This is a genomic window from Streptomyces sp. NPDC041814 (genome assembly GCF_055590565.1).
The window spans coordinates 69359-83737 of sequence record NZ_JBVJAM010000001.1 but is presented as its reverse complement, the minus strand read 5'-3'; the positions used below and the strand labels follow the sequence as shown (position 1 = coordinate 83737).

13 protein-coding genes are annotated in these 14379 nt (G+C 71.5%); 5 read left to right on the top strand and 8 right to left on the bottom strand.

The features are described from left to right. Positions 1–43: 43 nt before the first annotated feature. The 3 genes from ACZ6C6_RS00405 (at position 44) to ACZ6C6_RS00395 (ending at position 2548) form a co-directional block, all read left to right on the top strand. Entirely contained in the window at positions 44–532 is a 489-nt protein-coding gene (locus ACZ6C6_RS00405; RefSeq protein WP_469197606.1) for a GNAT family N-acetyltransferase, read from the top strand. A gap of 114 nt (positions 533–646) precedes the next feature. Next, positions 647–1363, top strand: coding sequence for a DsbA family oxidoreductase (locus tag ACZ6C6_RS00400; RefSeq protein ID WP_469197604.1), 717 nt, complete (start codon positions 647–649; stop codon positions 1361–1363). A 123-nt stretch (positions 1364–1486) separates the two neighbouring features. After that, positions 1487–2548, top strand: a complete 1062-nt coding sequence (locus tag ACZ6C6_RS00395; RefSeq protein ID WP_469197602.1) for an aminotransferase class V-fold PLP-dependent enzyme — start codon at positions 1487–1489, stop codon at positions 2546–2548. A gap of 22 nt (positions 2549–2570) precedes the next feature. On the opposite strand, the gene ACZ6C6_RS00390 is transcribed toward ACZ6C6_RS00395, so the two are convergent. Genes ACZ6C6_RS00390 through ACZ6C6_RS00375 form a run of 4 tightly spaced genes read right to left on the bottom strand, consistent with a single transcriptional unit; the run spans position 2571 to position 6746 of the window. Next, a complete protein-coding gene (locus ACZ6C6_RS00390) occupies positions 2571–3605 on the bottom strand; it encodes a LacI family DNA-binding transcriptional regulator (RefSeq protein WP_469197601.1) in 1035 nt (344 codons plus the stop codon). A gap of 41 nt (positions 3606–3646) precedes the next feature. After that, complete coding sequence (locus tag ACZ6C6_RS00385) at positions 3647–4513, bottom strand: carbohydrate ABC transporter permease (RefSeq protein ID WP_469197599.1); 867 nt, start codon at positions 4511–4513, stop codon at positions 3647–3649. Continuing rightward, positions 4510–5436, bottom strand: coding sequence for a carbohydrate ABC transporter permease (locus ACZ6C6_RS00380; RefSeq protein WP_469197597.1), 927 nt, complete (start codon positions 5434–5436; stop codon positions 4510–4512). Before ACZ6C6_RS00380 ends, ACZ6C6_RS00385 begins: the two co-directional genes overlap by 4 nt. Next, positions 5433–6746: an extracellular solute-binding protein gene (locus ACZ6C6_RS00375; RefSeq protein WP_469197595.1), complete on the bottom strand. Its 1314-nt coding sequence runs from the start codon at positions 6744–6746 to the stop codon at positions 5433–5435. Before ACZ6C6_RS00375 ends, ACZ6C6_RS00380 begins: the two co-directional genes overlap by 4 nt. A gap of 180 nt (positions 6747–6926) precedes the next feature. Here ACZ6C6_RS00375 and ACZ6C6_RS00370 point away from each other — a divergent pair, with 180 nt between their 5' ends. Together ACZ6C6_RS00370 and ACZ6C6_RS00365 are read left to right on the top strand one after the other, a co-directional pair. After that, on the top strand, positions 6927–8972 hold the full coding sequence (locus ACZ6C6_RS00370) for a beta-galactosidase (protein ID WP_469197593.1): 2046 nt from the start codon (positions 6927–6929) through the stop codon (positions 8970–8972). Positions 8973–9040: 68 nt separating this feature from the next. Further along, positions 9041–10591: a glycoside hydrolase family 53 protein gene (locus ACZ6C6_RS00365; protein WP_469197591.1), complete on the top strand. Its 1551-nt coding sequence runs from the start codon at positions 9041–9043 to the stop codon at positions 10589–10591. Positions 10592–10600: 9 nt separating this feature from the next. Here ACZ6C6_RS00365 and ACZ6C6_RS00360 read toward each other — a convergent pair whose 3' ends face one another. From ACZ6C6_RS00360 to ectB, 4 genes are all read right to left on the bottom strand, one after another. Continuing rightward, a complete protein-coding gene (locus ACZ6C6_RS00360) occupies positions 10601–11611 on the bottom strand; it encodes a VOC family protein (protein WP_469197589.1) in 1011 nt (336 codons plus the stop codon). A 99-nt stretch (positions 11612–11710) separates the two neighbouring features. Then, on the bottom strand, positions 11711–12604 hold the full coding sequence (gene thpD / locus ACZ6C6_RS00355) for an ectoine hydroxylase (RefSeq protein ID WP_469197587.1): 894 nt from the start codon (positions 12602–12604) through the stop codon (positions 11711–11713). 4 nt (positions 12605–12608) lie between these two features. Further along, positions 12609–13007 carry an ectoine synthase gene (locus ACZ6C6_RS00350; protein ID WP_073968379.1) on the bottom strand — a complete coding sequence of 133 codons (399 nt, stop codon included), beginning with the start codon at positions 13005–13007 and terminating at the stop codon, positions 12609–12611. Between the two features lie 51 nt (positions 13008–13058). Next, complete coding sequence (gene ectB, locus ACZ6C6_RS00345) at positions 13059–14321, bottom strand: diaminobutyrate--2-oxoglutarate transaminase (RefSeq protein ID WP_469197584.1); 1263 nt, start codon at positions 14319–14321, stop codon at positions 13059–13061. Positions 14322–14379: the final 58 nt, after the last annotated feature.

Genomic DNA, 14379 nt, shown 5'->3' with positions numbered 1-14379 from the left:
CGGGGCGCGGAACCGGCGCCCCGGCGCGCACGTCCTCCCCACCATGATCCGTACAGCGACGCAGGACGACCTCGACGCGATCGTCGCCCTGCACACCGAGGCCAGGGCCACCTACTACAGCGGACATCTCGCCGTGGAGGAGTACGCGGGCCCGGCCGAGGTGGGCCGGGCCCGGGACGGCTGGGCCCGCGCCGTGGACCGGGAGGACGCCACGGTGCTCGTCGCCGAGGAGGACGGTGCCCTCGTCGGCATCGCCGCCCACTCGGTGCGCGACGGATGGACGTACCTCACCCAGCTCCACGTCTCCCCGGCCCACTGGCGCGAGGGCGTCGGCAGCGCCCTGCACCTCGCGTGCGTCGCCGACTGGCGGCGGCGCGGCGTGACGCGGGCCCGCCTGGAGGTCTTCGAGCCCAACAAGCGGGCCCAGGCGTTCTACTCGGCCTGCGGCTGGGTCGCCGACCCGGAGACGCCCCGGCACGGCGACCATCTGGTGCTGCGCCTCGCGGTGCCGGAAGCGCCCGGGAGAGGCTGAGCACAAGGGGGGCGGCCCGGGAATGACACGGGCCCGTCATGCGTTGGGCCGGGGAGCGGAGGGTGCCTCCGCGCCCCGCCGCAGTCGTCGATCAGTCCGGAGAGAAGAAGAGTCATGCGCGTCGAGATCTGGAGCGACATCGCCTGCCCCTGGTGCTATGTCGGAAAGGCCCGTTTCGAGAAGGGTCTCGCGGGCTTCGCCCACCGCGACGACGTCGAGGTCGTGCACCGCTCCTTCGAGCTCGACCCCGGCCGCGCCAAGGACGACATCGAGCTGGTCACCGACATGCTGGCGCGGAAGTACGGGCGCACCCCCGACGAGGTCCGCTCCATGGAGGCCAACGTCGCGGCCAACGCGCGGGCCGAAGGGCTCGGCTACCTCACCGAGGGCCGCGACCACGGCAACACCTTCGACCTCCACCGCCTGCTGCACCTGGCCAAGGCCCGCGGCCGGCAGGACGAGCTGCTGAACCGTGCCTACCGGGCCAACTTCGCCGAGGAGCGGTCCGTCTTCGACGACGCCGTCCTGGTGGAGCTGGCCGTGGAGGCGGGACTCGACGCCGAGGAGGCGCGTGCCGTGCTCGCCGACCCGGAGGCGTACGCCGACGAGGTGCGCGCCGACGAGAAGGAGGCGGCCGAGCTGGGCGCCAACGCGGTGCCGTTCTTCGTCTTCGACCGGCGCTACGGCATCTCCGGCGGCCAGCCCGCGGAGGTCTTCGCCCAGGCGCTGGAGCAGGCGTGGAAGGACCGCCCGGTGACCGCCGCCGGCGACGCGGCGGCCTGCGACGCCGACGGGGCCTGCGAGGTCCCCGGAGCGGTCCGGAACGCCTGACCCCGCCGCGCGGGCCGTTTCCGGCGGCCCGCGCGCCCGGCGCCGGACACATAAGCATCGCTTGGGGTTTTCCGTGAATTTTTGTCAATTGACCCCAGGTCGGTGAAGGTTCACGCTGAACGCATGACGATCTCTCCGCTCAGCCGGGCCGCCGCCGCCGAGTTCGCCCCCGAGACCACCTACCTCAACACCTCCACCTGCGGGCTGCTGCCCCGCCGCACCGTCGACGCCGTGAAGGCCCTCGCCGAGGAGGGCGCCTCCGGCCGCCGCGTCGGTTCGGGCGACTTCGAGGCGGTGAACCGCGCCCGGGACGGCTTCGCACGGCTCGTCGGCGTCGGCGCCGACCGGGTCGCCGTCGGCAGCTCGGTCGTCGCCCACGTCGGGCTGATCGCGGCCTCGCTGCCCCCGGGGGCCGAAGTGCTCGCCCCTGAAGGGGAGTTCAGCTCGGTCGTCAGCCCCTTCGCGGTCCGCGGCGACCTCGACGTGCGGTACGTGCCGCTGGACGGGCTGGCCGCGGCCGTGCGCCCGTCGACCGCGCTCGTCGCCTTCTCCTCGGTGCAGTCGGCGGACGGCCGCCGCGCCGACCTGGACGCGGTCCGGGCCGCCGCGGCCGCCCACGGCGCCCGCACCCTGCTGGACGCCACCCAGTCCGCGGGCTGGCTGCCCCTCGACGCCGGGGCCTACGACTACACGGTCACCGGCGGCTTCAAGTACCTGCTCTGCCCGCGCGGTACGTCGTTCCTCACCGTCACCGAGGAGGCGCAGGAGGACGTGCGGCCCGTCGACGTGGGCATGGCCGCCTCCGAGGACCCGTGGGGCAGCGTGTACGGCCCGGTCACCAAGCTGGCCTCCGACGCCCGCCGCTACGACGAACCGCCCGTCTACCTCGCGTACCACGGCGCCGAGCACTCCCTCGCCCTGCTCCACGAGATCGGCGTCGACGCCCTGCACGACCACGCCGTCGCGCTGGCCGACCGCTTCCGCGCGGGGGTCGCGGCCCTCGGGCACCCGGCCGTCCCCGCGGACACCGTCGTCGTCGCGGTGCCCGGGCTCGGCGACCGGGCACCGGAGCTCCAGCGGGCCGGGGTGCTGGTCGCCGGGCGGGCCGGCAATCTGCGCGCGTCCTTCCACCTCTACAACACCGAGGCGGACGTGGACCGCGCGCTTCAGGTGCTCGCCGGCTGACGGGCCCCGGCCGCGCACCCGGTCACGCCGAGTCGCGGTGGACCAGCTCCGTCGGCAGGATCACCGCGGCCGGGTCCTCCCCGCCGATCTGCGCCAGCAGCACCCGTACCATCTCGGCGCTGATCCGGTCCCACGGCTGGCGGATCGTCGTCAGCGCCGGCCGGGAGGCGAGCGCGGCGGGGGAGTCGTCGAACCCGCCCACCGCGACGTCGTGCGGCACGCTGCGCCCGGCCTTGTCCAGGGCCGCGAGCACGCCCTGCGCCATCAGGTCCGAGGCCACGAACACCGCGTCCAGGTCCGGTGCCCGCTCCAGGAGCAGTGCCGCCGCCGCCTCGCCGCCCGCCCGGCTGTAGTCGCCGGAAACGATCAGAGCGTCGTCGGCGGGCAGCCCGCAGTCGGCCAGCATCTCGCGGTAGCCGGCGAGCCGCTCGACGCCGCCCGGGGTGTCCTGCGGGCCGCTGACCGTACCGATCCGGCGGCGCCCCGACTCGTACAGGAAGCGCACCATGTCCCGGGCGCCGTCCCGGTCGGCGGCCGCCACATAGCTCACCTTCGAGCCCTGCCCGAGTGGCTTCCCGCATGCGACGAGGGGCACCCCGGCCTCGTGCAGCTGGGCGGCGACCGGGTCGCCGGAGTGGCTGGAGACCAGCAGGACCCCGTCCACATGGCCGGCGATGTACCGCATGTTCCGGCGGCGCTCGGCCTCCGTGCCCGCGATCATCAGCAGCAGCGGGATGTCGTGCGCGGCGAGCGCGCTCGTGCAGCCCCGCAGCAGCACATTGAAGTTCGGGTCCTCGAAGAACCGCTCCTGGGGCTCGGTGAGCAGGAACGCCACCGAGTCCGAGCGGCCCGTGATCAGCGACCTGGCGTGCCGGTTCACCGTGTAACCGGTCCTGCGGATGGCCGCGTTGACAGCGTCGAGCGCGGTCGGGCTGACGTTGTGACCGCCGTTGAGCACCCGGGAGACCGTGCCCCGGGAGACCCCCGCCTCCCGCGCCACGTCGTGGATCGTCGGCGGCCGGCGGCGTTCCGTACCGGTCTGTTCTGTGCGGCTCATCGTGCGTGATCTTTCATCAAGTGGGCTCCTGGCGGCGCCTGTCAGGACTTTACGGCTCCGGAGAGCAGGTCGAGGCTCCAGAACCGCTGGATGACCAGGAACAGGGCGATCAGCGGGACGATCGCCAGCAGCGCCCCCGTGATCACCAGCGTATAGAGGGCCGGTGTGGTGGACCCCTGCTGGAGCAGGGTGAACAGCCCGAGCGTGACCGGGAACTTCTCGTCGTCACCGAGCATGATGTACGGCAGCAGGAAGTTGTTCCAGATCGCGACGAACTGGAAGAGGAAGACCGTCACCAGGCCCGGCAGCATCATGGGCAGGGCGATGGTGCGGAAGATCCGCCACTCGCCGGCCCCGTCCATCCGCCCGGCCTCGATCACATCGCCCGGCACGGCCGCCGACGCGTAGATGCGGGCCAGGTACACCCCGTACGGGGAGAGGATCACGGGCAGCATCACCGACAGGTAGGAGTCGGTGAGGTCGGCCTTCGCCATCAGCAGGTACTGCGGCACGGCGAGGATCACCGGCGGCATCAGCACCCCGGCGAGCAGGATGTTGAAGATGCTTTCGCGGCCCCGGAAGCGGTACACCGCCAGGGCGTACCCGGAGACCGCGGAGACCGCCGTCGACAGCAGCGCGCCCACGCCGGCGTAGAGCGCCGAGTTGGCCATCCACCGCCAGTACACCCCGTCCCGGTACGCCGACAGGTCGGCGACGTTGTCCGCGAAGCCGGAACCGGGCAGGAAGGTGAACGAGGAGAACAGCTCGCTGCCGGACTTCGTCGAGGCGACGAGGATCCAGGCGACGGGGAGCAGGCAGTAGACGGCGCCCAGCAGCAGGGCCGCCGTGGGCACGAGGGCGAACCGGCGACGGGTCGCGGGCACGGGTCCCGGGTGCGTCGTGATCACTGGGGTCCCTCCTGCTTCGTACGGGAGTTGGCCGCCCGGAGGAATCCGAAGGACAGCGCCAGGGTGACGGCGGCGATGATGACCGCCTGGGCGGCCGCCGCGTAGATGTCGTTGTTGACGAACGCGTCCTGGTAGACCTTCATCAGCGGACTCCAGGTGGTGGAGAGGGAGTTGGTCAGCGGCTTCAGCGTGGTCGGCTCGTTGAACACCTGGAGCGTCGCGATGATCGAGAAGAAGAAGGTCAGCACCAGCGAGGGCGCCACCATCGGGATCTTGATCCGGAGCGCGATCTGCAGCTGGGAGCAGCCGTCGAGGCGGGCCGCCTCGAAGATCTCACCGGGGATGGCCCGCAGGGAGGTGTAGATCACGATCATGTTGAAGCCGGTGCCGCCCCAGACCGCGATGTTGGCGAGCGCGGCGTAGAGCGGCCCGCCGTCCAGGAGGTCCGGGGCGGGCAGCCCCGCCTTGTCCAGGACGAAGTGGAACGGACTGACGTCCGGCAGGTAGAGGAAGCCCCACATCAGGGCGGCGACCACACCCGGGATGGCGTACGGGAGGAAGATCGCCAGCCGGGTGAAGCCGCGCAGCCGCAGCCGTTCGGTGTCCAGGAGCAGGGCGAAGAGCAGGGCCAGCCCGAGCATCACCGGGACCACGATCGCGCCGTAGCCGAGGATGCGCAGCGCGCCGTGCAGCAGCTCGGAGTCGGAGAGCGCCTCGCGGTAGTTGGCGAAGCCGGCCCAGACCTCCTCGCGCGCGCCCCGGCCGAGCCCCAGTCCGCTGACCTCGGTACGGCGGACGGAGAGGTACACGGCGTAGCCGATGGGCAGGGCGAAGAAGAGCAGGAACAGCACGGTGGCGGGGATCAGGAACGCGTACGGGGCGCTCTTGACCCCGTACGGCTTCCGGCGGCGTGCGCGTGTCACTCGGAGACTCCGAAGCCCTGCTTCTTCAGGTCGGCGAGGGTGGCGTCCTGCATCGCGGTGAGGGCCGGCGCGAAGTCCGCCTTGTTCTTGGCGGCCTTGGCGAAGTTGTCCTTGAAGGCGGAGTACGCGACGTTCACGTTCGGGCCCCAGGCGGCCGGGGCGGTGCCCTTGGCGATCTTGGCCGCCTCGGTGTAGAAGTCCGGCTGGCCGGCGAAGTAGGCCGGCGGCTTCGCGAGCGCCCCGCCGGTCTGGGCGGCGGTGGCGGCGGGGTAGATGCCGCTCTCCTTCACCAGGGCGGCGAGCGCGGCGGGGTCCGTGTTCAGCCACTTCGCGAAGGCGGCCGCGGCCTCCTTGTGCTGCGAGTCGTTGGTGACCGCGGTGGAGGAGCCGCCCCAGCTGCCGGTGACGTTCTCGCCGGCGGTCCACTGGGGGAGCGGGGCCATCGCCCACTTGCCCGCGGTGTCGGGGGCCGCGGTGGTCAGGGTGCCGGGCGCCCAGACCGCGCTGACCCAGGCGATCTGCTTGCCGGTGTTGAGCGCCTTGTTCCAGGCGGGGGTGTACATCGGCTGGTTGTCGATGGCGCCCTCCTTCACCAGCCCGCCCCAGAAGTCCGCGACCTTCCGCGTGGCCGGGTCGTCGATGGCGACCTTCCACGTGTCGCCGGAGGTGGTCCACCACTTCGCGCCGGCCTGCTGCGCCAGGCCCGCGAAGAGACCGGAGTCGTTGGAGGAGAAGGTGGTGAGGTCCTTGTCCGGCGCCTTCTTCTTCAGCGCCCGGGCGGTCTCGGCGAACTCGTCCCAGGTGGTGGGCACGGACAGCCCGTACTGCTTGAACAGGTCCTTGCGGTAGTAGAACATCAGCGGTCCGGAGTCCTGCGGCAGCGCGTACAGGGCGGCCGAGCCCACGGTCGCCTGCTGCCAGACACCCTCGGCGAACTGGTCCTCGACGTCGCCGGCCTCCTCGGATATGTCGGCGAGCACGTCGTTGGAGACCAGCGTGGGCAGCGCCTGGTACTCCGCCTGCACCAGGTCGGGGGCCTTGTGTGCCTTCGCCGCGGTGATGATCTTGGTGACCAGGTCGTCGCCGGACGCCTGCTTCTTCACCGTGACCTTGATGCCGGCCTTCTTGCCCTCGCCCTTGTTCCAGATGTCCGCGACCTTGTCCAGGCCGGGGGCCCAGGCCCAGTAGGTGAGCGAGACGGGACCGGACGCGGCCGGCCCGTCGCCGTCGTCCGACGAACCGCAGCCCGTGAGCAGTGCGGTGGCGGCGAGCGAGGCGGCCGCGCAGGCCGCGACGATGCGGTACTTCATGGAGGTCTCCCCTGACGAGAACCGAGGGTGCAGCGCCTGATGTGCGCTGTGAGCGTTCACAGTAGAGAAACGAAACCAACACTTGTCAATGGTTGTTGCTGTGCGGTTATGTTGGGCCTGCGCCGCCGGGAGGGTGTGTGCACGTTCCCAGAATTTGTACCAAGAGCTCAGGAGACGCCCATGCCGCACACCCCTCGCGCGACTTTCCCGAAGGGTCTGCACCAGCTGGCCTTCGGCGGCGACTACAACCCCGAGCAGTGGCCGGAGGAGGTCTGGTCCGAGGACATGCGCCTCATGCGGGAGGCCGGCGTCACCATGGTCAGCGTCGGGATCTTCTCCTGGGCCCTGCTGGAACCCGAGCCCGGCCGCTACGACTTCGGCTGGCTCGACCGGCTCCTGGACCTGCTGCACGTCAACGGCATCCGCGCCGACCTCGGCACCCCGACCGTCGCCCCGCCCGCCTGGTTCTACCGCGCGCACCCCGACGCGCTGCCGGTCAGCAGGGACGGGGTCCGTCACGCCTTCGGTTCACGCGGTGCGATCTGCCACAGCAACCCGGACTACCGGGCGGCCGCGGCCCGTATCACCGAACAGCTCGCCCGCCGGTACGGGAGCCACCCGGCGCTCGCCCTGTGGCACGTCCACAACGAATACGGTGTCCCGGTCAGCGCCTGCTACTGCGACCACTGCGCCGCCCACTTCCGCCGCTGGCTGACCGCCCGCCACGGCACCGTCGAGGCCGTCAACGAGGCCTGGGGGACCGCCTTCTGGGGCCAGCGCTACCGCGGCTTCGACGAGATCGACCCGCCCCGCACCACCCCGACCGTCGGCAACCCCGCCCAGCAGCTGGACTACGCGCGCTTCGCCGACGCCACCATGCGCGAGAACTTCCGCGCCGAGCGCGACCTCCTGCACCGCCACGCCCCCGGCATCCCCGTCACCACCAACTTCATGACCGCGCTCAGCCAGTGCGAGTCGGTGGACTACTGGGCCTGGGGGCGCGAGGTCGACCTCGTCACCAACGACCACTACTTGATCACCGACGGCCGCCGCACCCACGTCAACCTCGCCATGGCCGCCGACCTCACCCGGTCCGTGGCGGGCGGTGCCCCCTGGCTGCTCCTCGAACACTCCACCGGCGGCGTCAACTGGCAGCCCCGCAACCCCGCCAAGCGCCCCGGCGAGATGGCCCGCAACAGCCTGTCCCACGTCGCCCGGGGCTCCGAGGGCGCGATGTTCTTCCAGTGGCGGCAGTCCCGGCGCGGCGCCGAGAAGTTCCACTCGGCGATGCTCCCGCACGCCGGCACCGACTCCCGGGTCTGGCGCGAGGTCTCCCGGCTGGGCGCGGACATCGGCCTGCTGGACGGCATCCGCGCCACCCGCACCGTCGCCGACGCGGCCATGGTCTGGGACTGGCAGTCCTGGTGGGCGCAGTCCCTGGAGTGGCGACCCAGCCAGGACCACGACGCCCGCGAGCGCGCCGACACGTTCTATGCCTCGCTCTACGACCGCCACCTCACCGTCGACTTCGCCCACCCCGACGCCGACCTCTCCGGCCATCCCCTGGTCGTCGTCCCGGCCCTCTACCTCGCCACCGAGGAGACCGGCCGCAACCTGCGCCGGTACGTGGAGGGCGGCGGCACCCTCGTCGTCTCGTACTTCTCCGGCATCGTCGACGCGAACGACGCCGTGCACCCCGGTGCGTACCCGGGCCCGCTCCGGGACGTGCTGGGGCTGAGCGTCGAGGAGTTCGCGCCCCTCGCCGAGGGGGACACGGTCCGCCTCATCACCCCCGAGGGCGCCCCGGACGGCCCGGAGCTCACCGGCGACCTCTGGTCGGACGTGGTGATCCCGCGCGGCGCCGAGACCGTGTGGTCCTACGCGAACGGCATCCCGGCCGGCCGCCCCGCCGTCACCCGCCACCGCCTCGGCGAGGGCACGGCCTGGTACATCTCCACCCGGCTGGGCGGCGCGGACCTGGACGCCGTCCTCGACCGGGCCTGCGAGGACGCCGGCATCGCGCCCCGCACCGCCCTCCCGTACGACGTCGAGGCCGTCACCCGGACCGGCGAGAGCGGCACGTACCTCTTCGTGATCAACCACACCGGGGACGAGGCGAAGGTTCCGCTCACCGACCCCGGCACCGAACTCCTCACCGCCGAGCCCGTGTCGGGCGAACTCGCCGTTCCGGCGGGTGCCGTCCGCGTCGTCCGGCTCGGCGGCTGAGTCCGCACGACCGCTCCACCCCCAGGCAACTCCCGCGCACGGTCGAAGGGACACCTACGATGTACGCAATGAAGCACGGCCGGAAGAGGGCGGCGGCGCTGGCCGCCTCGCTCTCCGGACTTCTGCTGGCCGCCCTGCCCGCCCAGTCCGCCCACGCCGCCACCACCCTCGCCAACCCCGGATTCGAGTCGGGCTCCACCGGCTGGTCGACCTACTCGGCGGGCGGGCAGAACGCCGCCTCGTTCACCGAGGGCGGCGGCCACGGCGGCAGCACCCGGCTCAGCCACTGGTCCGCCTCGGCCTACAAGGTGGAGACGTACCAGTACCTCACCGGCCTCACCGACGGCAGCTACACCCTGACCGCCTGGGTGCGCTCCGGCGGCGGCCAGAACTCCGCCTACATCGCCCTGCGCAACTGCGGCAGCGCCGAGCAGCGCACCGACCTGCCGCCCACCGCCAACGGCGCCTGGATCCGCCTCGTCACCTCCGTGAAGGTGGTCGGCGGTGCCTGCACCATCAGCTTCAACTCCGATGCGCACGCCGGGGAGTGGGCCAACTTCGACGACATCTCCTTCGCCCGCGGGTCCACCGGCCTCACGGTCAGGGGCGGCGACCTCTCCACCCTCCCGAAGAACGAGGCACACGGGGCCGTCTACCGCTCCGCGAGCGGCACCACCGGCGACGCGATGGGCCTGCTGAAGTCCGCCGGGATGAACTACGTCCGCCTCAAGGTGTGGGTGAACCCGGCCGACGGCTTCAACGACAAGGCCCACGTCCTGGCCATGGCCAAGCGCGCCAAGGCCCTCGACATGAAGGTGCTCGTCGACTTCCACTACTCCGACAGCTGGGCCGACCCCGGCAAGCAGAACAAGCCCGCCGCCTGGTCCGGACACGGCTACGCGCAGCTGCGGACGGACGTGTACAACCACACGTACGACGTGCTGAACGCGCTCAAGGCACAGGGCACCACCGCCGACATGGTCCAGATCGGCAACGAGATCAACGCCGGCATGCTCTGGCCCGAGGGCTCCACCGACCACTGGTCCCAGCTCGCCGGCCTCCTCACCTCCGGCGCGAACGCGGCCAAGGCCGTCTCCTCCGGTACGCGGGTGGCCCTGCACCTGGCCAAGGGCGGCGACAACGCGGGCACCCGCTGGTGGTTCGACAACGCGGTCGCGTACGGCGTGCCCTTCGACGTCGTGGCGCTCTCGTACTACGGCTACTGGCACGGGCCGCTCTCCGGCCTCCAGACCAACCTGGACGACGCCGCCGCCCGCTACGGGAAGCCGGTGATGGTCGCCGAGACCGCCTACGCCCACACCCTCGCGGACGCCGACGGCCTGGAGAACAACATCGCCACCGCGGACCAGCTGGTCAGCGGCTACCCGGCCACCCCGGCAGGCCAGGCCGCCAACTTCCGGGACGTGCGACACGTCGTCGAGGCCGTCCCCGGCGGCCGGGGCCTGGGCGCGGTGTACTGGGAGCCGGCCTGGACCGCCGTCAGCGGCAGCGGCTGGGACCCGGCCGACCCGTCCTCCGGCAACGCCTGGGAGAACCAGGCCCTGTTCGGCTACGACCAGAAGCTGCTGCCGGCGGCGAACTGGTTCTCCCACCGGTAGCCGAAGGGGTCAGGCCAAGGGCGCGCTCTGCCACTTCCACGAGGTGACGCGCTCGCGGCCGGGCAGCTCGCCGCGGCCGGTGGACCAGAGCAGCACGGCCCACCGGTCCTTGTCGTCCGGGGCTCCGGGGAAGAGCCGGGCCAGCGCCCGGTCGCACAGCCCGGCGGGCGGCTCCCAGGAGACGCCCAGGCCCGACGCGATGTCATGGGCGTGCACCAGGGTCTCCACGACGCCCATGGCCGCGAAGCCCTCCGGGTCGGAGACCCCGTACCCGTGGTACGAGCGGAGGGCCGGCGAGGCCGTACGCGCCATCGCGGCCAGCAGCGCGCCGCTCGCCTCCACGGTCTGGAGCAGCCCCGTCACACCCGCCTCCGGGTCCGCGAAGACCGCGTTCCACGGGCCGCCCTCGCGCCGGGGGGCCCAGTGGTACGGCACCTCGGTCTCCACCGACGGCGTACGCGGGCCCAGCTGGACGGCGTACGCGAAGAGGTCGTCGCTCAGGTGCTCCGCGGTCTCCCGGCAGTCCCAGGTCAGCGTCCCGGCCGGGACACCCCAGTCGGCGTCCGAGGCGGCGGCGAGCGTGTCGACCGTCAGCCGGACCGCCTCGGTCACGTCGTCGGCGGTGACCGGCAGCCGCGTACCGGTGAGCGCCGCCCGTTCACCCGCGCCGCACTCCACGCAGAACTCGTTGCCCTCCGGGTCCGCCAGGGTCGCCCAGCCCCGTCCGTTCGGCTTGCGGTGGTCGGCGACCAGGGTGGCGCCGAGGGCCAGCAGCCGCTCGACCTCCTCGTCCCGGGTGCGGTCCTCGGGCTTGATGTCCAGGTGGACGCGGTTCTTGGTGGTCTTCTTGTCCGGCACGGTGACGAAGAGGAGGGCGGCGCCCGGCGCTTCGACCAGGGCCTCGGGGTCGCCGGGGTGGTCCTCGTCGGAGAGCGGCGCGCCGAGCACGGCCGACCAGAAGGTGCCCAGGGTGTAGGCGTCGGCGCAGTCGATGGTGATGTGCTGTACGTGGGATGTCATGCGCCCACTGTTCCTGCCGCCCCCGCCCCGGTCCACCGGGATATGCCGGAGGGGGTGGCACGGGAATCCGTACCACCCCCTCCAAGGCCCTGCCGGGCCCTACTTCACCGGGGTGAAGTCGCGCGCCCCGATGAACTCCGGGCGGCGGACCGGCGCCGCGAACGGCTCCTGCGCGGCGTTCTCCACGCTGTTGAACACGATGAACACGTTGCTGCGCGGGTACGGCGTGATGTTGTCGCCCGAACCGTGCATCGCGTTGCAGTCGAACCAGGTCGCCGAACCGGGCCTGCCCGTGAAGAGCCTGATGCCGTGCCGGTCGGCCATCTTCGTCAGCGCCTCGTCCGACGGAGTGCCCGCGTCCTGCATCTGGAGCGACTTCTTGTAGTTGTCCTTCGGCGTCTCACCCGCGCAGCCGAGGAACGACTTGTGCGAGCCGGGCATGATCATCAGCCCGCCGTTGGTGTCGTGGTTCTCGGTCAGCGCGATCGACACGGACACCGTCCGCATGTTCGGCAGACCGTCCTCCGCGTGCCACGTCTCGAAGTCCGAGTGCCAGTAGAAGCCCGAAGCCCCGAACCCGGGCTTGACGTTGATCCGCGACTGGTGGACGTAGACGTCCGAACCGAGGATCTGGCGGGCCCGGCCCACCACCCGCTCGTCGGCGACCAGCCGGGCGAAGACCTCGCTGATCCGGTGGACCTCGAAGACCGACCGCACGGACTGCGACTTCGGCTCGATGATGGAGCGCTCGTCGGCGCGGACGGCCGGGTCGGTGATCAGCCGCTCCAGCTCGGCGTGGTAGCCGGCCACCTCGTCCGGGGTGATCAGCTGGTCGACGGTCAGGAAGCCGTCGTGCTCGTAGCCCTGGAGCTCCTTGGCGCTGATCGGACCCGGCGCGCCCGGCGCGGACCAGATGACCGGGTCCTGGCGGGGAGTGGTCATCTCGGCGGCGCCGCGCGAGGGGTACAGATCGGTGCGTACGTCGGTGGTCATGGGTTCAGCCCTCCTCGGTCAGCAGTGGATAGACACCGTTCTCGTCGTGTTCCTCCCGTCCGGTGACGGGCGGGTTGAAGACGCAGACGCAGCGGAAATCGGACTTGGGCCGCATCGTGTGGCGCTCGTGGCCGTTCAGCAGGTACATGGTCCCCGGCGTGATCCAGTGCTTCTCACCGGTCTCGTCGTTGGTCAGCTCGGCCTCGCCCTCGACGCACAGGACCGCCTCGATGTGGTTCGCGTACCACATCGACGTCTCGGTGCCGGCGTACATGATGGTCTCGTGGAGCGAGAAGCCGACCTTCTCCTCGGCGAGCACGATGCGCTTGCTCTCCCAGGTGCCGGAGGCGGCCTTGATGTGCCGGTCGGTGTTCTCGACGTCGGCGAACGATCGGACGATCACGGTGGTTCGATGCCTTTCTCTCTACGGGGGTGAGGGGTGCTGTCCGGACCGTCAGGCGGTCTCGCGGACGGCACGGGCCAGCGTGCGCAGGCCCTCGTCCAGCTCCTCGGGCGTGATGGTGAGCGGCGGCAGCAGCTTCACGACCTCGCTCTGCGGGCCGGAGGTCTCAAGCAGCAGCCCCAGCTGGAACGCGCGGGCACAGACGGCGGAGGCGCGCGCCGGGTCCTCGAACTCCAGTCCCCAGACCAGTCCGCGGCCCCGGAACCGGGCGCTGTCGTGCTCGCCGCAGATGGCCAGCATCGTCTGCTCGATCTGCTCGCCCCGGGCCAGCGTCTGCTTCTCCATCTGGCCGTCCGCCCAGTAGGCGTCCAGCGCGGCGGCCGCGGTGACGAACGCGGGGTTGTTGCCGCGGAAGGTGCCGTTGTGCTCGCCGGGCTCCCAGACGTCCAGCTCCGGCTTGAACAGGCAGAGCGACATGGGCAGTCCGTAGCCGCTGATGGACTTCGACAGCGTCACGATGTCCGGCGTGATGCCGGCCTCCTCGAAGGAGAAGAAGCCGCCGGTACGGCCGCAGCCCATCTGGATGTCGTCCACGATCAGCAGCATGTCCTGGCGGTGGCACAGGTCCTGGAGCGCGCGCAGCCACTCGGCGCGGGCCACGTTGATGCCGCCCTCGCCCTGGACGGTCTCCACGATCACGGCGGCCGGGTGGTTGAGCCCGGAACCCTGGTCCTCCAGAAGCCGCTCGAACCAGAGGAAGTCGGGGACCTGGCCGTCGAAGTAGTTGTCGAACGGCATCGGCGTGCCGTGCACCAGCGGGATGCCGGCGCCGGCCCGCTTGAACGCGTTGCCGGTCACGGCGAGGGAGCCGAGCGACATGCCGTGGAAGGCGTTGGTGAACGAGACGACGGACTCGCGTCCCTTGACCTTACGGGCGAGCTTCAGCGCCGCCTCGACGGCGTTGGTGCCCGTGGGGCCGGGGAACATGACCTTGTAGGGCAGGTCGCGGGGGCGCAGCACGACGTTCTGGAAGGTGTCCAGGAAGGCGCGTTTGGCGGTGGTCGCCATGTCGAGGCCGTGCGTGATGCCGTCGCGTTCGATGTAGTCGATCAGCGCGCGCTTGAGCACCGGGTTGTTGTGCCCGTAGTTGAGCGAGCCGGCACCGGCGAAGAAGTCCAGGTACGAGTGGCCGTCCTCGTCGGTCAGCCGGGCGCCCTGGGCGCGGTCGAACACGGCGGGCCAGCCGCGGCAGTAGCTCCGGACCTCGGATTCCAGGGTCTCGAAGACGCTGAGGGCAGGCGGGGTGATGGTCACAGCGGGTCTCCTGCGTGAGGGGGTGTGACGGGCGGCGTTGAAGGAAGCTGCGGCGGGC